Below are 17,067 nucleotides of genomic sequence, written 5' to 3'. Positions count from 1 at the left end.
TATTAATTATTCATTCTTCATTCTTCATTATTAATTGGCTAAAATGAAAAAGTTACTGTCATTGCCACCGAATCTGGTGGAATGTTTTCACGATATCATGCACGCGGACCACAAGGAGTGGTTCTGCACGTCGGACCCGGTGGGAAGGAAACTGGGTTCGGGAGGAGGTACGGCCTGGCTGCTGGATGCCTGCCGGAAGGAAGAAGGTGACGAAACCGGACTGGCTGACTGGCTGGCGAAGGAGAAACGTATCCTGCTGCATGCGGGGGGACAGAGCCGGCGGTTGCCGGGCTATGCGCCTTCGGGAAAGATTCTGACGCCGATTCCGGTGTTCCGCTGGGCACGGGGGCAACGGCTCACGCAGAACCTGCTGTCACTACAGCTGCCGCTGTACGAGGAAATTATGGACAAGGCGCCGGAACGACTGCACACGCTGATTGCGAGCGGCGACGTGTACATCCGGGCTACCCAGCCTTTGCAGGACATTCCGGACGTGGACGTGGTATGTTACGGCTTGTGGGTAGACCCGGAACTGGCAAAGAACCACGGGGTGTTCGTGTCTTCGCGAAAGGAGCCGGAGAAGCTGGACTTCATGCTGCAAAAACCGAGCGTGGAGGAAATGGCGGGGCTGATGCAGGACTACCTGTTCCTGATGGACATCGGCATCTGGCTGCTGAGCGACCGCGCCGTGGAACTGATGGTGAAACATTCCACAGATAAAAACGGGGACGTGACGTTCTACGACATGTATTCGGAGTTCGGACTGGCACTGGGGGCGCATCCGCGCATCGTGGATGAGGAGCTGAACGGCTTGAAGGTAGCTATCCTACCCCTGCCGGGCGGTGAGTTTCACCATTACGGTACGAGCCGGGAGATGATTTCGTCGACACTGGCGGTGCAGAACTGCGTGGTGGACCAGCGGGCCATCATGCATTACAAGGTGAAGGCGCATCCGGCCATGTTTGTCCAAAATGCGGAACTGCAGCTCAAACTGACGGCAGAAAACGCAGAGACTTGGATTGAAAACAGCTTTATTGCCAAGGGGTGGCAGCTGCACAGCCGGAACATCATCACGGGGGTGCCGCGCAACGACTGGGCGTTGAAGGTGCCGGAAGGGGTGTGCATCGACGTGGTGCCGATGGGCGAAACGGAGTTTGTGGCCCGGCCCTATGGTTTCAACGATAAATTCAAGGGAAGTCTGAAGGAGGCCTCTACCCTCTTCCTGGGCCGTCCGGTGACGGAATGGCTGGCGGAAAGGGGGCTGGCCGCGGAAGATATCAGGGGGTATGAAGACCTGCAATCGGCGGCCGTCTTCCCGGTGACGGACTCAATAGCAGACCTGGGCACGGTGCTGCAATGGATGACGGACGGCGGACAGGGTGAAGCCGGGCAGGCCATCTGGCTGAAGGCCCGGAAGGTGTCGGCCGACGAGATTTCAGCGTACGCCAACCTGCGACGCCTGTTCGCCCAGCGGGAGGTGTTCCGCAAGGAGAACTGGAGCCTGCTGGCCCGGAACGAGGAACGGAGCGTATTCTATCAGGTGGACTTGCAGGAGGCAGCCGAGGAATTTGCCAAGGGGGGCATCGCCTTGCCGGGAGAACTGCCGGAGGGGTCTCCCCTGCTGAAACGAATCAGCGACGCGATGTTCCGCGCGAAGGTGCTGGAACTGGAAGGGAAACCGGAGGCAAAGGCGATGGAGGAACGGGCGTTCGGACTGATGCGGCAGGGACTGACCGGCACGATGGATTACCGCCAGCAGCCGAAGCTCTCGGTGTATGCCGACCAGATTGTGTGGGGCCGAAGCCCGGTGCGCATCGACATTGCGGGGGGATGGACGGACACCCCGCCCTACAGCCTGATGGAGGGGGGAAACGTGGTGAACCTGGCCATCGAACTGAACGGACAGCCGCCGCTGCAGGTGTATGTGAAACCATCGAGGGAACACCGCATCATCCTGCGTTCCATCGACCTGGGAGCCATGGAGGTGGTTTCTACCTACGAGGAGCTGAAGGATTTCTGCAAGGTGGGATCGCCGTTCTCCATTCCGAAGGCGGCACTGACACTGGCTGGGTTCCATCCGGATTTCTCGACGGAGCATTTCGACTCGCTGGAGGCGCAGCTGAAGGCGTTCGGCACGGGCATCGAGGTGACGCTGCTCTCGGCCATCCCGGCGGGTTCGGGACTGGGCACAAGCTCGATTCTGGCGGCCACGGTGCTGGGGGCGCTGAATGACTTCTGCGGCCTGAACTGGGACAAGCAGGGCATCGGCAGCCGTACGCTGGTGCTGGAACAGCTGCTCACCACGGGCGGCGGATGGCAGGACCAGTATGGAGGGGTGCTGCATGGCGTGAAGCTGCTGCAGACGCAGCCGGGCTGGCACCAGGAACCGATGGTGCGCTGGCTGCCCGACTATCTCTTCACGGGCGACGAGTACCGCAAATGCCATCTTTTATATTATACGGGGCTTACGCGCACGGCCAAGGGAATCCTGGCGGAGATTGTGCGGGGAATGTTTCTCAACTCGAACCGCCACCTGCACCTGCTGGAGCAGATGAAGGGGCATGCCATGGATATGTACGACGCCATCCTGCGGAACGACTTCGAGGGCATGGGCCGGCTCATACGGAAGACGTGGAAGCAGAACCAGCTGCTGGACGAGGGTACGAACCCGCCGGCGGTACAGGCGCTGACGGAGCGGATTGACGACCTGTGTCTGGGCTACAAGCTGCCGGGAGCCGGCGGAGGGGGCTACCTGTACATGGTGGCCAAAGACCCGGATGCGGCGCTGCGTATCCGCCAGCTGCTGACGGAAAACCGCCCCAACGACCGGGCACGCTTCGTGGAAATGAGTTTGTCGGACAAAGGGCTTGAAATCAGTAGAAGCTGACATGGAAAAGATTGGATGGGCGCTTCACTCCGGCAGGGACTTGCTTTTCTGCGAATTATTCGCTTTCTTTGTGCAACTATTATGACCTAGAAATATGAGCAACTTACATATCGCTGTAGCCGGTACAGGCTACGTGGGCTTGTCTATTGCGACTCTGCTGGCACAGCATCATCGGGTGACGGCAGTGGACGTGATTCCGGAGAAGGTGGAGAAAATCAACCACCGTATCAGTCCGATTCAGGACGAATATATCGAGAAATATCTGGCGGAGAAGGAACTGGACCTGACGGCTACTCTCGACGGGGCGGCGGCCTACAAGGACGCGGACTTCGTGGTGATTGCAGCACCTACCAACTATGACCCGGTGAAGAATTATTTCGACACGAGCCATGTGGAGGAAGTAATCGACCTGGTGCTGGAGGTGAACCCGGATGCGGTGATGGTCATCAAGAGTACCATTCCGGTGGGATACTGCCGGAGCCTGTACGTGAAGTATGCGGAAAAGTTCCGCAACACTCCTGCCCTCGCCGGAAAGAAATTCAACCTGCTGTTCTCGCCGGAGTTCCTGCGCGAAAGCAAGGCGCTGTATGACAACCTCTACCCCAGCCGCATCATCGTGGGGTATCCGAAACTGATTGCGGGACTGAAGAAGGAAAATGAGGCCATCCAGGCCATCGCGGGAGAAGATCTGGAGGGAAAAGCGCATGAGTTCGCGGCATTGCTGCAGGAAGGAGCCATCAAAGAGCACATCGACACCCTGTTCATGGGCCTGAAGGAGGCGGAAGCGGTGAAACTGTTTGCCAATACGTATCTGGCCCTGCGTGTGAGCTACTTCAACGAGCTGGACACGTATGCCGAGGTGAAGGGGCTGGACACACAGGCCATCATTCAAGGTATCTGTCTGGACCCGCGCATCGGCATGCATTACAACAATCCGAGCTTCGGCTACGGAGGATACTGTCTGCCAAAGGATACCAAGCAACTGCTGGCCAATTATGCGGATGTGCCGGAGAACCTGATTCATGCCATCGTGGAAAGCAACCGCACGCGAAAGGATTTCATCGCAGACCAGGTGTTGAAGAAAGCGGGATATTATGATTACTACAACCGGGGGGATTATAATCCGGCCAGGGAGAAGGAATGTGTGGTCGGAGTGTTCCGACTGACCATGAAATCGAACAGCGACAATTTCCGTCAGAGCAGTATCCAGGGGGTGATGAAGCGCATCAAGGCCAAAGGGGCTACGGTGATTATCTATGAACCGACGCTGGAAGACGGCACAACGTTCTTCGGCTCGCGGGTGGTGAACAACCTGGAAACTTTCAAGAAACAGGCGGATGCCATCATTGCCAACCGCTACGATACCTGTCTGGACGACGTGAAGGAGAAGGTGTACACACGGGATATTTTCAGGAGGGATTGAGCCACGGGTCTCACAGCCGCGTGCCGACGCTGGAAAATATATTTTTTGCAATGTAGGCATTTTTTATGTCAAAACATATAAAGAAGCACCTCTCAATAAAAATTCTGCAGTAAATAGATATGTTTTACGGCTTTCTTTCCTACCTTTGCTGGCGAATAGTAGAAAAAATATGAATTTATCTAAATCTATTTTACTTCTTTTTCTTGCCACCCCAGTACTGGCGCAAGAAAATTCCCAGGAATTCCAATATCGAGTAGAGATGTCGGGAACAGTGTCGACGGGCACGTATGCACCACTCTGGCTGACGGCCAACCGGTTTGGTATGGAAAGTGAGAAACCTAACAGCGGGTACTTGAGGGCTGGATTGGAATGGCACAAGCCTCTACGCAAGGGATGGCGGATTGATGCCGGACTGGACTTGGCGGGAGGAGTGAAACAAACCTCGGACTTCTGGATTCAGCAGGCATACGCGGATTTCTCATGGAAAATGCTGACTCTGAGCGTAGGAAGCAAGGAGAGAATGGGATTTCCGCTGGAAAAGAACAGTGAACTGACCAGCGGCTGGATGGCTGAAGGCCCGAACATGCGGCCGATACCACAGATTAGAGGGGAAATCAAGGACTATCTGTCCATACCGGGCACCCGCCAATGGCTGGCTTTCAAAGGGCACCTGGCGTATGGTATATTTACCGACGGACACTGGCAGGAGGATTTCTGCGGAGTGAACCAGAAATATGCCAAAAAAGTGATGTATCACAGCAAATCATTGATGTTCCGGCTGGGAAACAAGGAGAAGCTGCCCGTAGAGTTTGAGTTCGGTCTGTTCATGGCCACCCAGTTCAGTGGCGACCAATACCAGAAACTGGCCGACGGAAGCTCCAAGCAGATTACTGACATGCCCGACGGACTGAAATCGTACTGGCATGCCTTCTTCCCTACCGCGGGGGGCAGTGATACCCCGGAAGGTGAACAGGTGAACGTGGAAGGGAACATGCTGGGAAGCTGGAATTTCGGCCTGAACTTTTACGCAGGCGACTGGAAAATCAGGGCTACTTTAGACCACTACTTCGAGGATCATTCGCAGATGTTCTGGGAATACGGACGATGGAAAGACGGACAGCTGGGCATCGAGGTGTATCTCCCGAAAAACAAATGGGTATCGGCGGTGCTTTGGGAAGGTATCAGCACGAAGGATGCTTCCGGCCCGATTCTGTATGACGGCTTCTGGGGGTCTTTCTCCGACTCGCAGATGAGCGGCGGAGACGATTATTACAACCACTATATTTATCAGGCATGGCAGCACTATGGACAAGGAATCGGAAACCCGCTGCTGGCAGGGCCTGTCTATAATCAGGACGGAAGCATCTGCTTCAAGAGCAACCGGATGAAAGCGCAGCATGTGGGCATCTCCGGCAATCCGTCGGAAGAATGGAAATGGCGGCTCATCGCCTCGTATGCACGGCATTGGGGAAGATATTCCAGTCCCCTGGACAAGGTGCGCAAGCAGTTCAACAGCATGGCCGAAGTGACTTACCTGCCCCAATGGGCCAAGGGCTGGAGCGTAAGTGCCGCACTGGGAATAGACCGTGGAAATTACTTGGGAAACAGCACAGGGGGAATGATTACACTTAGAAAAACTGGAGGACTTGGCAAATGAAAAGAGGAACATATATTATAATCATGATGGCCATCGGACTGGCAATGGCCTTTAGCGGTTGCAAAAAGGCACCGATAAACTCCGATGTGGAAGGACTCTGGATACTGGAACAGTTCACCCTAACGGAAACCGGGGAAACCGTGAAGTGCGAAAGATTGTACTACAGCATTACGCGCATGGTGACGGAGGTAGCCGAAAAGCAAGGCAGTAAAGGCTATGGAGCCTATATCGGACGCACAGAATACCGGAACAACGAAACGCAGCTGGTGGTGAAAGACTTCAAAGTACGAAAATCGACCAGTGATACGGGAGAGGATGCACCGGTAGAAAAGCTGAAGCATTTCGGTATCGACAACCAAAAGGAAACAGTGTTTGAGATTGTTAAATGTAACGGGGAAAAAATGACACTGGAATCAGACTATGCACGTCTGGAACTGACCAAATTTTAGAATTTTCTCAAATTTCTTTTCGCAAACATGGAGGAAAAAAGAAAAATGTTTTTATTTGTAGAATAAACCCTTAAACTATTCAAATGATATGAAAACAAGGTATGATTCATACAACGAATGGGTAGGCCTATTCGTAACAACTTTCGAAACACTACTGGCAGGAGTGCTTTTCTTCTTTTTTAATGAGTGGGTAAAGGATACCCCATGGCATAAAGCCCTAAATGTGCCGCATTATCAAGCTATTCTTACCATAATGCTATGCTATTTCATCGCCTCCCGTCAAATCGGAGTCATTCTCTATAGACGAAAGATTTACATCTATCAAATCATCACCCGAATATTTAAAACGGTGGTCTTATTCGGAATCATTTCGGGTATCGTGCTGGAGATAGGAAAATTCATGGATACCCTTTCACTCTTTTATCTGATTTATATACTGATTCTGTTTCTATGCATTGGCATATTTAGACTTTCTCTACGTGCGATGCTGAAAAGATATCGTTCAAAAGGTGGAAACGTACGATACGTGGTACTGGTAGGTAGCGCAGACAACAACTTGGAGCTATACCATGAACTGACCGACCAGGATTGGACAGGATATCGGGTAAACGGATATTTTGACTATCAGCCGAATCCGAACTTTCCCAAGGAATGCCCGTATCTGGGTACCCCCACAGAAGTGATGAAATACCTGAATGAGAACAAAAACAACCATTACCTGTTCTGCTGTCTGCCTTCGAAAGACCATGAGATAATACGTCCCATCATCGATTACTGCGAGAACCACTTGGTACATTTCTATAGCGTGCCCAATATCCGTACATACCTGCATAAGCGAATGTATTTCAACATGATAGGGAGTGTGCCTTACCTGAGTCTGCGGGAAGATCCGTTGAGCCAGACAGGCAACAAGATGCTGAAAAGGGCGTTCGACATCGTATTCTCATTGCTCTTCCTTTGCACTATCTTCCCCTTCATCCTGATTATCGTAACGATTATCACGAAGCTGACCATGCCGGGACCGGTGTTTTTCAAGCAGAAGCGAAACGGATTGAACGACAAGGAATTCTATTGCTACAAATTCCGCAGCATGAAGGTGAACGCGCAGGCGGATACCTTGCAGGCCACCAAGGATGACCCCCGAAAGACACGCTGGGGAAACATCATGCGAAAGACGAACATCGACGAGCTGCCGCAGTTTATCAATGTGCTGAAAGGTGACATGAGTATCGTCGGACCACGACCGCACATGCTGAAACATACAGAAGAGTACTCCAAGCTTATCAACAAATACATGGTGCGTCATTTCGTGAAACCGGGTATCACAGGATGGAGTCAGGTGACAGGTTACCGCGGCGAAACCAAGGAGCTGAAAGACATGGAAGGCCGTGTGAGAGGTGACATCTGGTACATCGAACACTGGAGCTTCGGACTGGACCTGTTCATCATCTACAAGACGGTGGCCAACGCGATACATGGAGAAAAGAATGCATACTAATAACTACTAACTATTTTATTAAATAAAAACCGATATGATTATAGCTGTTGATTTTGACGGAACGATTGTGGAACACCGATATCCAGAAATCGGAAAAGAAATTCCTTTTGCAATAGATACTTTAAAGATGTTACAAAAGGAAGGCCACAGATTGATTTTGTGGTCGGTCAGAGAGGATGAGCTGCTCAATGAAGCGGTGGAATTTTGCCGTCAGCGAGGATTGGAGTTCTATGCCGTAAATACAAACTATCCGGAGGAACAAACCGGACATCAATATTTCTCCCGAAAGTTAAAAGCGGATGTGTTTATCGACGACCGCAATGTGGGGGGACTCTTCGACTGGAACAGTATTTATCGTATCATCCATTACCGCATCAAATTGGCCGACCTGGTGGATGAAACACTTGACGACAAGCTCGGTGAGGCTGTGGAAAAGAGAAAACAAGAAAAGAAGAAGAAACAGAGCCTGCTAGGGAAATTGTTCGGATAACTGCAGGTTGTCACACTGCACAACAATCGCCCTGACCGACCTGGCGATGATATGAATCATATAAAAAGCTGTTTCCTGCCTGGAGCCATCCGGCAGGAAACAGCTTTTTCTTTCCGTTTTATATGAAATTCATTCTACATAGAGCACCAGTCCCTTGAGGTATTCTCCTTCGGGATGGTAGATATTGACCGGATGGTCGCCCGGCTGTGTGAGCTGGTGAAGGATGCGCACGCTGCGTCCGCTCTGGGCGGCGGCGGTGAACACGGCATTGCGGAAATCCTGCTTGCTGACTACCTGCGAACAGGAGAAGGTGAAGAGAATGCCGCCCGGACGGATTTTCTCGAAAGCCTTGGCATTGAGCTTGGTGTAGCCGCGCAAGGCATTGCGGAGGGCGTCACGGTGCTTGGCAAAGGCCGGCGGGTCGAGAATAATCAGGTCGTACTGGTCGCCCATGCGGTCGAGGAACTTGAAGGCATCTTCCGCAAACGCCTGGTGACGGGTGTCGCCGGGAAAGTTGAGGGCCACGTTCTCGTTGGTCAGGTCGATGGCCTTGGCGGAACTGTCCACGGAATGTACCAGATTGGCTCCGCCGCGCATGGCATAGAACGAGAAGCCGCCGGTGTAACAGAACATGTTGAGCACATTGCGGCCCTTGGCATAGCGTTCCAGCAGGGCACGGTTCTCACGCTGGTCGACGAAAAAGCCGGTCTTCTGCCCCTTGAGCCAATCCACGTGGAACTTCAGGCCGTTTTCCATCGCCACGTTCTCCGGACTGCCTCCCTTGAGGAAGCCGTTTTCTGTGGCCAGCAAATCCGCCTTGAAAGGCAGTGTGGTTTCCGATTTATAATAGATGTGCTGGATGACGTCGCCCATCACCTCTTCAAGGGCATCGGCCACCGCCATACGGTCGAGGTGCATGCCGGCAGAGTGTGCCTGCATGACGGCGGTATGGTCGTACACGTCGATGATGAGTCCGGGGAGGTTGTCGCCTTCGCCATGTACCAGACGATAGGTGTTGTTGCGGGGATTGCCCATCAGGCCCAACGCACAGCGGAGGTCCTTGGCCACCCGCAGACGGCGTACCCAGTAGTCATGGTCGATGGGTTCCTGGCGGAAGGACAGCACGCGCACGGCGATGCTGCCTATCTGGAAATGTCCGCAGGCAATGAACTCCTTCTTCGAGGTATAGACATCGACCACCTCACCTTCTTCCGGTTCACCTTCCACACGGGCAATGGCGCCGGAGAAAACCCAAGGATGGAAACGCTTGAGCGATTCTTCCTTTCCGGGTTTGAGAAATACTTTCTTATAGCTCATTTGTATGGTTTAAGTTATTAATCGTCGAGAATATTTTCGGGGGCTTCGGGGCGTATCACCCGGTATTTTCCTGTGCGGCGAAGCTCTTCCAAGTACTCATAGATGCGCACACAGGCCCAGGCATCGGTCGCGGCATACAGCTGCTGCGCCTCGGTCAGGGTGTCGGCCTCCCAGTTGGACAGGCGCTGGCTCTTGGAAATCTTTTCGTGGAAAAGGAGGGCATAAATCTTCTGCAAGCTCTTCTCCTCCAGTCCGAAAGCCGTGACATAATCCTGCAGCTCCACCCAGTTGCCGGTACGCGGGTCCTTGCGGTTGCGGCGGCGCAGCATGGCAAAATCGTCCTTCAGCGAGAGACCGATTTTCAGCACGTCGTTCTGCAGGAACTCTTCCAGGAAGTCGGGCAGGCCCAGATGGTTCAGACGGAAAAGGAAGCACGTGTCGTAGGTGGACACCTGCAGCAAGGCCACCTTGTTGACGGCACCTTTCCGGAACGACGGGCGGGTTTCGGTATCCACCCCCACCAACACATGGGTATTCAGGTAATCAATGGCCTTGCGGGCTTCCGCCTCCGTGTAAATCACAAATATGCGGCCGGGAAAGGACACTTTGGGCAGTTCGGCAACAAACTTCTTGTCTATTTTGCTCTGTAGTTCTACCATTTCAATTCGCACATTTTAGGGTTATTCCTCCTCGCCCATGTCCAGGCCTTCATACAGTTCTTCTTCGGTACAGTGGTCTTCATACAGCGGGGATTCGTCTTCCGCCTCCTCATGGGCCAGCTGACGGTATTTCACGTCGTGCAGAGCCCGCATCACGTTCACCAGGCGCTGTCCCCAGAACTCGGCAAACAGTTCGCGGCAGATGGCCAGCGAGTCGTTCATGGTCTGCTCCAGTCCCAGCTGGAATACGCAGATGAAATCCTTGAGCGGCTGATAGATATCGGCCAGGCACTCGGAGATGTTCTGATGGATGGGCGTATCACTATAGGCCATGTCGTCGAGGAAAACTTCGAGATAATCGTCGTATTCGCCCAAAAGGGAGGCCACCGAGCCACGCAGCACCTCGTAGTCGGTTTCGGTCACGAAGGTTTCAGGGTCGGAATCATCCATCCGCTCACACGCGGGAAGCAACGAAGCTTTCAGGTATAAAAGAGGAAGGAGTTTCAGGGACTTGTCTACGAAATCGCGGCGCTTCATGTCGGAAACCCGCTCCATAAACCCACAAAACTCGGCGGCCACTGTCACGAACTCGACCGCATTTTTATCAAATATCACTTGAGAGTTTTTTTCTTCCATAATCACGCTAATTGAAGTGCAAAGGTACAAAAAAAATTTCTCAGTTCTAGTTTTATTCGTACATTTGCATGAATGTTTAGCTAATTTGAATCACCATGCAAACTAAAAAAACAGATACGAGCAAAAGTGAAAAAGCGGTAGCCATGGCCGGAAAAACATGGACAGTGCTAAAAAGTGAAACCACTTCATTCATCATAGGGTTATTGTGCGTCATCTTCGGCGTGTACATGCTACTGGCTTTCAGTTCCTTCTTCTTTACCGGGGGAAACGACCAGAGCATCCTGACGCATCCCAACCCGTCGGAACTGCTGGAAACGGGCAACCGCATCCAGAACTATGCGGGGGCCAGAGGGGCCCAGCTGGCACAGTTCCTCATCAACGACTGTTTCGGGTTTTCGGCTTACTGCATCATCATTTTTCTGGTGGTGGCGGGCATGAAACTGATGAAAGCGTATCAGTTCCGCATCCGCAACTGGTTCCTGGGCTGTGCCACGGTGATGATTTGGTTCTCAGTCACCCTGGGATTCGCGTTCGGCGGCGTAATGGAAGATTCCTTTATTTATCCGGGCGGACTGCACGGCTACAATGTGAGCCGCTGGATTTGTTCGCAAATCGGTACACCGGGACTGATTCTGGTGCTGCTGGCGGTAGCGATTCTCTTCGGGGTGGCCCTCACCCAGCAAACCATGGGCGTGGTGCGCAAGGCCTTGCATCCTAGCTTGAAGAAAGGTGAAAGCATCGCTGATGCAGGAACTTCACAGCCCGACACGGCTTCCCGCCAGGAGGAGGTGAAAGCAGAAACCGTCACGGCTCCGCTGACCGACCCGGAAGAGGAGAAGAAGGAAAAGAAAGAAAGTTTCTGGAAGAGCTGGACGCACCGGAAACAGAAAGAAGATAAGAAGGAAAACGAGGCCGGAAAGAAAGAAGAACCGGCAGCGGAAACGAAAGAGGAAACGGAACCGGCTCCGGTGAAGGAAACGAAGAAAGAAACGCCCGTAGCTCCACCGAAGGAAGAAACTTCCCATGCCATCGACCTGCCCATTGAACCGGAAGAGAAAGAAGAAGCACACCCTTTTGAGGTGGAGCCGGTTCGGAAGGAGGAAGAAAAGGAAGAAGAACCGGCGTTCGAGGTGAGCAACGATACCAAGGAAGAAGACCAGGCCTACAAGGGCGACATCACCCAGCCGTATAACCCGCGACTGGACCTGGAGTTCTACCGCTTCCCTACTCTCGACTTGCTGAATACCTACCAGAACGAAGACCCGGACATCGACATGGAGGAACAGAATGCCAACAAGAACCGCATCATCAAGGTGCTGCGCAGCTTCGGCATCGAAATCAGTTCCATCAAGGCCAGTGTGGGCCCCACGATTACCTTATATGAAATCACGCCGGCCGAAGGGGTACGTATCTCGAAAATCCGTAACCTGGAAGACGACATCGCCCTGAGCCTTTCGGCACTGGGTATCCGTATCATTGCCCCGATTCCGGGCAAGGGTACCATCGGTATCGAGGTACCGAACGCCAACCCGCACATCGTACCGATGAGTTCCATCCTGACGAGCAAGAAGTTCCAGGAAACCACGTTCGACCTGCCGGTGGCGCTGGGAAAGACCATCACCAACGAGGTGTTCATGGTGGATTTGGCCAAAGCGCCCCACATGCTGGTGGCCGGTGCCACAGGTCAAGGTAAGTCCGTCGGTCTGAATGCCATCGTGACTTCCCTGCTCTACAAGAAACACCCGAGCGAACTGAAGTTCGTCATCATCGACCCGAAGAAGGTGGAATTTGCCATCTATGCGCCAATTGAGCGTCACTTCCTGGCCAAGCTGCCCGACGGAGACGACGCCATCATCACCGACGTGACGAAGGTAGTGCAGACGCTGAACTCGCTGTGCGTGGAAATGGACAACCGCTACAAGCTCCTGCAGAGTGCGGGATGCCGTAACATCAAGGAATACAATGCGAAATTCATCAACCGCCAACTGAATCCGGAGAACGGGCATCACTTCCTACCCTACATCGTCATCATCATCGATGAGTTCGGCGATTTGATTATGACCGCCGGCAAGGAAGTGGAACTGCCTATCTGCCGTATCGCCCAGCTGGCCCGTGCGGTGGGTATCCATGCCATCATCGCCACCCAGCGTCCGACCACGAACATCATCACGGGTACCATCAAGGCGAACTTCCCGGCGCGTGTGGCCTTCCGTGTGGCTTCCATGATGGACTCCCGTACCATCCTCGACCGTCCGGGGGCCCAGCAGCTGATTGGTAAAGGTGATATGCTCTACCTGCAAGGCAACGATCCGGTGCGTGTGCAGTGTGCCTTCGTCGACACGCCGGAAGTGGAACGCATTGCGGCCTTCATCGGCAAACAGCAGGGATATCCTACGGCCTTCATGCTGCCGGAATACGTGGACGAGAATGCCGAGGCCAGCGGCAGTACGGCCGATGTGGACATGAACCGTCTCGACCCGCTCTTCGAAGAGGCTGCCCGCCTGGTCATCTACCACCAGCAGGGGTCTACTTCCCTGATTCAGCGTAAGTTCTCCATCGGCTACAACCGGGCCGGCCGTATCATGGACCAGCTGGAGAAAGCGGGCATCGTGGGACCGGCCAACGGCAGCAAGGCGCGCGACGTGCTCTGCCTGGACGAGAACGACTTGCAAATGAGAATGAGCAGCCTGAAAGACTGACACAGGCTGCCCTTATCCGTACAACCTAATAAACTGATTGGATATGAGAAAGATTTTTCTGGTCGTCCTGCTCATGGGAATCGCCTGGCTGCAGGCAGCAGCCCAGCAGGATGCCAAAGCGGAAAGTATTTTAAATAAGATGGCCGACACGTACCGCAAGGCGGGCGGCGTCAGCCTGAGTTTCGGAGGCACACAGCGCGGCAAACTGTTGCTGAAAGGCGACAAGTTCTACCTCGAAAGCGGAGGTATCCGGACGTGGTTCGACGGCAAGACGCAATGGAGCTACGTGGAGCAGAACGAAGAGGTGAACGTGTCCACCCCTACCCCCGAGGAGCTGCAGAGCGTCAATCCGTATGCCCTGCTGACTTCCTACAAGAAGAGCTTCAACTACCGCTATGTGGGCGAGAAGACCCGCCAGGGCAAGCGGGGACAGGAAATCCTGCTCACCCCCAAGGCTTCACAGGATGTGAAAAGCATCACGCTGAATGTAAAGGAAAACGGTTCGCCGGTCTACATTGCCATCCAGCTGCACAACGGCGAGAAACAGGAATTTCAGATTTCGTCGTACCAGACGGGCGTGAACCTGCCCGATGCGACGTTCCGCTTCAACAAGCAGAAATATCCGGAAGCGGAAATCATTGATTTACGATAACATTCACATCCGAGTCGTTCAGAATGGAACTCTGAGCCAGGTAAGAGGGGGTTTCGGCATAGATATACATGACGCTGCCCCCTTTTATCGTATCGATAATCGGACGTGCCACGGAGGTAGGGAGGGCCGGACAGCCGAAACTGCGTCCCAGTCGCCCGCCGCGCTGAGCCACTGAAGGGTCGGCATAAGCAGCCCCGTGCACCACGATGGCCCGCTCACGGGCCCGGTCGTTGATGCCTTTCTCCAGTCCGTCGAGCACCAGCGAATAGCCGTTCTTCCCCTGATAGGTAGAGGCCGTCAGGTAGAAACCCAGCGAACTTTTATAAGAGCCATATTCATTGGAGAACGAAGTGGCATAATTCCCTCCGCTGTTCTTCCCGTGCGAAACAACCGACGAATAGAGCATCCGGCGATGCTTCATATCGAACACGTAGAGCCGTTTTTCCGTGGAGGGTTTCGAGAAATCAATCAGCGTCAGCACCTCGCGTTTCCGCCCCTTGATGCGGTTGTAGCCCGTCACTGCCAGCTTGAACGCCTTCCAGTTGACCACCCCCTCCAGCTGCATGGCGTGATAAAGCGACGTCACCTCGTCGGCTGCCTTCACCGCAGCTGCCGGATTTTCAGGAGAAACACACTCCCCCTCTGCCGTGAAATATGCGCAGGGGAAAGACAGGAAAAGTGCCGAAAAAAGAAATTTCAATATAGAATTGTGCATGATTTTGACCACCTAAGAATATTCGGCGGCAAAGGTACGGATTTTCCGGGCAACCTCTCCCTGAAAGAGAGTTAATTTTATAGAAATCACTCGATTACAATCACCAGCGAGCGTTCCGTCGGGGCCCAGTCGTAAACAAACTTGGCATGCGAGGTGGCATTCCGCACACACATGTGCGAACGGGGCGTGGTGCCCAGCGACCAGCTGTACTCAATCATGGCCGTCCGCGGCACATTGACCGGCACGCCGTGGATATAGGCTCCGTTGGTGAAACGGCTCGCGTAGGGCGCATAGCCTCCGGTGGCCGAGGAACCGTCTTTCAGAAAGACCATGCGCGACTTCTTCTCCTGCACCACGAACATGCCGAGAGGTGTTTCCTGCGCATACGGCGGACGATGCATGCCCGTAGTGGCCGGATTCATGCTGCGGATGGCCCAGGTACCTTCTTCCAGCCGTTCCAGCGTGGCGATGTTCTGGTCGCCCCGGTCTACCACCACCACCCGATGAAAGGCCGTGCTGTCGGCCAGCAGCTTGACATAACGGCGGGGCACCAGCCATTCGCCCTCGATACTCACCGGCGACACGCGGTAGAATCCTCCGCTCTCGCCCCGCAAGGAAGCCAAGGCCCCGTCGCGTCCGTAGCGTTCGGGCACCAGCGTATCGGTCGGCAGGTAAAGCGGCACCGACTGGTAGCGCTCCACGCCCTGCGTATCGGCAATGCGGCGGTACACGTTGCGCACATAGCTCCGCACCAGCGCCGCTTCCTGGTTCCGGTTCTTGTAGTTCTGGAAAACGGCCCAGCGGGCAGCCTCATGTTGCAGGTTCTCAATGAAGGCCAGACACTTGCGAATCACGTCCCACTTGAACGAGCGCACCGTGTCCTGATACGGATATTCATCCTTCAACGTATATTTGTCGAAAAGCAGTTCCTTGACCAGAATAATGTCGGCACCCGTCAACGGTTTGCGCTCAAACGGGAGCACCGCTTCCACACTGTCCGGCGCAGCCTCTTCCGACACCACCGACTGTTCCACTGGCTGAACCAAGCCACGGTCTGCTTCCTCCTTGCATCCGAAAAGGAGGCACACCAAGCAGAAAAGGCCGACCAAACGTTTCATAAGATGAAGATTACAGGTTAGTAACAAAGGTAATAAAATTTATTAAAAAACCACAGGAAATGGCCAAAAATCAGCACTTTTACCGAAGAAAAAAATTCCGGTTTCAATTCCATCCACCCGTTATCCGTCCACGGGACGGACGGTTTCCATTTCCTTCCGCCGCACGCGGAGTGCTCTCCTCATTGACGGACGGATGCGCAGCCGCAGCAGGCAGTCACTCGTCCACGAAACGGGCCGTCTCCACTTTTTCCAGCCGCGCACGGAGCTTGCCCATCATCGACTTGCGGATGCGCAGCCGCATCAGGCAGTCCATATCGTACGACTGTTCCAGAATCTCGGGCGATTCCTCCTTGACGATGCGCATGATATCGTTCATGAAAGGATATTCGAAAGCCACGGCCACCTCCTCGTCGACGGTCTTCTCGAGCACCGGAGCCTCCTCCAGCGCCAGGGCAGCCGCCGTGCGGTAGGCCACAATCAGTCCGCTCGTGCCCAGCTTGATACCCCCGAAATAGCGCACCACGATGACCAGCACGTCGGTCAGCTCGTGCGAGTTGATTTGTCCCAGAATCGGCTTGCCCGCCGTTCCCGAAGGCTCCCCGTTGTCGTTCGCCCGGAAATCCTTCCGTTCCGGCCCCAGCATGTAGGCATAACACACGTGGCGCGCGTCGTAGTATTTCTTCTGGTACTCCTCCAGGAGCGACTTGACTTCGGTCAGGGTACGCACCGGCAACGCGATGGCGATAAACTTGCTGCGCTTCTCGGTATAAATGGCCTCGGCACGCGCTCCAATGGTCTTATAGGTATCGTCTTGCATGGCTTTTGTCTTTTTTCAGGACGCAAATTTAGTGATTTTTCGCTCATCTT

14 protein-coding genes are annotated in these 17,067 nt (G+C 53.9%); 8 read left to right on the top strand and 6 right to left on the bottom strand.

Annotated elements, in window-relative coordinates; translation table 11 throughout:
- The first annotated feature begins 43 nt into the window (after positions 1-43).
- The 6 genes from OIM59_RS05520 to OIM59_RS05495 all read left to right on the top strand — a co-directional run bounded on the left by OIM59_RS05520 (position 44) and on the right by OIM59_RS05495 (position 8,404).
- Complete coding sequence (locus OIM59_RS05520) at positions 44-2,887, top strand: bifunctional fucokinase/fucose-1-phosphate guanylyltransferase (RefSeq protein WP_303895574.1); 2,844 nt, start codon at positions 44-46, stop codon at positions 2,885-2,887.
- A 94-nt stretch (positions 2,888-2,981) separates the two neighbouring features.
- On the top strand, positions 2,982-4,310 hold the full coding sequence (locus tag OIM59_RS05515; RefSeq protein WP_303895572.1) for a UDP binding domain-containing protein: 1,329 nt from the start codon (positions 2,982-2,984) through the stop codon (positions 4,308-4,310).
- A 259-nt stretch (positions 4,311-4,569) separates the two neighbouring features.
- A complete protein-coding gene (locus OIM59_RS05510) occupies positions 4,570-5,967 on the top strand; it encodes a capsule assembly Wzi family protein (protein WP_369695916.1) in 1,398 nt (465 codons plus the stop codon).
- The gene (locus tag OIM59_RS05505; RefSeq protein WP_299169297.1) at positions 5,964-6,416 is read left to right on the top strand and encodes a lipocalin-like domain-containing protein; all 453 of its coding nucleotides are present in this window, start codon (positions 5,964-5,966) and stop codon (positions 6,414-6,416) included. The genes OIM59_RS05510 and OIM59_RS05505 overlap by 4 nt, the downstream gene beginning before the upstream one ends.
- A gap of 88 nt (positions 6,417-6,504) precedes the next feature.
- The gene (locus OIM59_RS05500) at positions 6,505-7,914 is read left to right on the top strand and encodes an undecaprenyl-phosphate glucose phosphotransferase (protein ID WP_299169299.1); all 1,410 of its coding nucleotides are present in this window, start codon (positions 6,505-6,507) and stop codon (positions 7,912-7,914) included.
- A 34-nt stretch (positions 7,915-7,948) separates the two neighbouring features.
- Positions 7,949-8,404, top strand: a complete 456-nt coding sequence (locus OIM59_RS05495; protein ID WP_299169302.1) for a BT0820 family HAD-type phosphatase — start codon at positions 7,949-7,951, stop codon at positions 8,402-8,404.
- 129 nt (positions 8,405-8,533) lie between these two features.
- Here OIM59_RS05495 and OIM59_RS05490 read toward each other — a convergent pair whose 3' ends face one another.
- The 3 genes from OIM59_RS05490 to OIM59_RS05480 are packed head-to-tail and all read right to left on the bottom strand — an operon-like array spanning position 8,534 to position 11,016.
- Positions 8,534-9,721, bottom strand: a complete 1,188-nt coding sequence (locus OIM59_RS05490) for a class I SAM-dependent rRNA methyltransferase (protein WP_299169305.1) — start codon at positions 9,719-9,721, stop codon at positions 8,534-8,536.
- Positions 9,722-9,738: 17 nt separating this feature from the next.
- The gene (locus OIM59_RS05485; protein ID WP_072542369.1) at positions 9,739-10,380 is read right to left on the bottom strand and encodes a 3'-5' exonuclease; all 642 of its coding nucleotides are present in this window, start codon (positions 10,378-10,380) and stop codon (positions 9,739-9,741) included.
- 21 nt (positions 10,381-10,401) lie between these two features.
- The gene (locus OIM59_RS05480; RefSeq protein ID WP_288352557.1) at positions 10,402-11,016 is read right to left on the bottom strand and encodes a DUF5063 domain-containing protein; all 615 of its coding nucleotides are present in this window, start codon (positions 11,014-11,016) and stop codon (positions 10,402-10,404) included.
- Between the two features lie 143 nt (positions 11,017-11,159).
- On the opposite strand from OIM59_RS05480, the gene OIM59_RS05475 reads away from it, so the two are divergent.
- Positions 11,160-13,715 carry a DNA translocase FtsK gene (locus OIM59_RS05475; protein WP_303898172.1) on the top strand — a complete coding sequence of 852 codons (2,556 nt, stop codon included), beginning with the start codon at positions 11,160-11,162 and terminating at the stop codon, positions 13,713-13,715.
- A 43-nt stretch (positions 13,716-13,758) separates the two neighbouring features.
- Positions 13,759-14,367, top strand: coding sequence for a LolA-like putative outer membrane lipoprotein chaperone (locus OIM59_RS05470; protein WP_072542366.1), 609 nt, complete (start codon positions 13,759-13,761; stop codon positions 14,365-14,367).
- Here the strand turns inward: OIM59_RS05470 and OIM59_RS05465 are convergent.
- The 3 genes from OIM59_RS05465 to OIM59_RS05455 form a co-directional block, all read right to left on the bottom strand.
- The gene (locus OIM59_RS05465) at positions 14,351-15,070 is read right to left on the bottom strand and encodes a murein L,D-transpeptidase catalytic domain family protein (RefSeq protein ID WP_288352591.1); all 720 of its coding nucleotides are present in this window, start codon (positions 15,068-15,070) and stop codon (positions 14,351-14,353) included. The two genes, OIM59_RS05470 and OIM59_RS05465, sit on opposite strands and share 17 nt — an antisense overlap.
- A 98-nt stretch (positions 15,071-15,168) precedes the next feature.
- On the bottom strand, positions 15,169-16,200 hold the full coding sequence (locus OIM59_RS05460; protein WP_303895565.1) for a L,D-transpeptidase: 1,032 nt from the start codon (positions 16,198-16,200) through the stop codon (positions 15,169-15,171).
- A gap of 214 nt (positions 16,201-16,414) precedes the next feature.
- Positions 16,415-17,017, bottom strand: coding sequence for a YigZ family protein (locus tag OIM59_RS05455; protein ID WP_072542364.1), 603 nt, complete (start codon positions 17,015-17,017; stop codon positions 16,415-16,417).
- Positions 17,018-17,067 lie beyond the last annotated feature (50 nt).

The sequence above is a fragment of the Bacteroides mediterraneensis genome (assembly GCF_025993685.1).
GTDB lineage: Bacteria > Bacteroidota > Bacteroidia > Bacteroidales > Bacteroidaceae > Phocaeicola > Phocaeicola mediterraneensis_A.
Note: the sequence above shows the minus strand (reverse complement) of the source record. Positions and strands in the feature narration are given on the sequence as shown.

What these genes read in the sequence shown, in the direction of transcription:
- OIM59_RS05520 (WP_303895574.1), top strand. Translation starts at nt 44, where the DNA reads ATGAAAAAGTTACTGTCATTGCCACCGAATCTGGTGGAATGTTTTCAC.
- OIM59_RS05515 (WP_303895572.1), top strand. Translation starts at nt 2,982, where the DNA reads ATGAGCAACTTACATATCGCTGTAGCCGGTACAGGCTACGTGGGCTTG.
- OIM59_RS05510 (WP_369695916.1), top strand. Translation starts at nt 4,570, where the DNA reads ATGTCGGGAACAGTGTCGACGGGCACGTATGCACCACTCTGGCTGACG.
- OIM59_RS05505 (WP_299169297.1), top strand. Translation starts at nt 5,964, where the DNA reads ATGAAAAGAGGAACATATATTATAATCATGATGGCCATCGGACTGGCA.
- OIM59_RS05500 (WP_299169299.1), top strand. Translation starts at nt 6,505, where the DNA reads ATGAAAACAAGGTATGATTCATACAACGAATGGGTAGGCCTATTCGTA.
- OIM59_RS05495 (WP_299169302.1), top strand. Translation starts at nt 7,949, where the DNA reads ATGATTATAGCTGTTGATTTTGACGGAACGATTGTGGAACACCGATAT.
- OIM59_RS05490 (WP_299169305.1), bottom strand. Translation starts at nt 9,721, where the DNA reads ATGAGCTATAAGAAAGTATTTCTCAAACCCGGAAAGGAAGAATCGCTC.
- OIM59_RS05485 (WP_072542369.1), bottom strand. Translation starts at nt 10,380, where the DNA reads ATGGTAGAACTACAGAGCAAAATAGACAAGAAGTTTGTTGCCGAACTG.
- OIM59_RS05480 (WP_288352557.1), bottom strand. Translation starts at nt 11,016, where the DNA reads ATGGAAGAAAAAAACTCTCAAGTGATATTTGATAAAAATGCGGTCGAG.
- OIM59_RS05475 (WP_303898172.1), top strand. Translation starts at nt 11,160, where the DNA reads ATGGCCGGAAAAACATGGACAGTGCTAAAAAGTGAAACCACTTCATTC.
- OIM59_RS05470 (WP_072542366.1), top strand. Translation starts at nt 13,759, where the DNA reads ATGAGAAAGATTTTTCTGGTCGTCCTGCTCATGGGAATCGCCTGGCTG.
- OIM59_RS05460 (WP_303895565.1), bottom strand. Translation starts at nt 16,200, where the DNA reads ATGAAACGTTTGGTCGGCCTTTTCTGCTTGGTGTGCCTCCTTTTCGGA.
- OIM59_RS05455 (WP_072542364.1), bottom strand. Translation starts at nt 17,017, where the DNA reads ATGCAAGACGATACCTATAAGACCATTGGAGCGCGTGCCGAGGCCATT.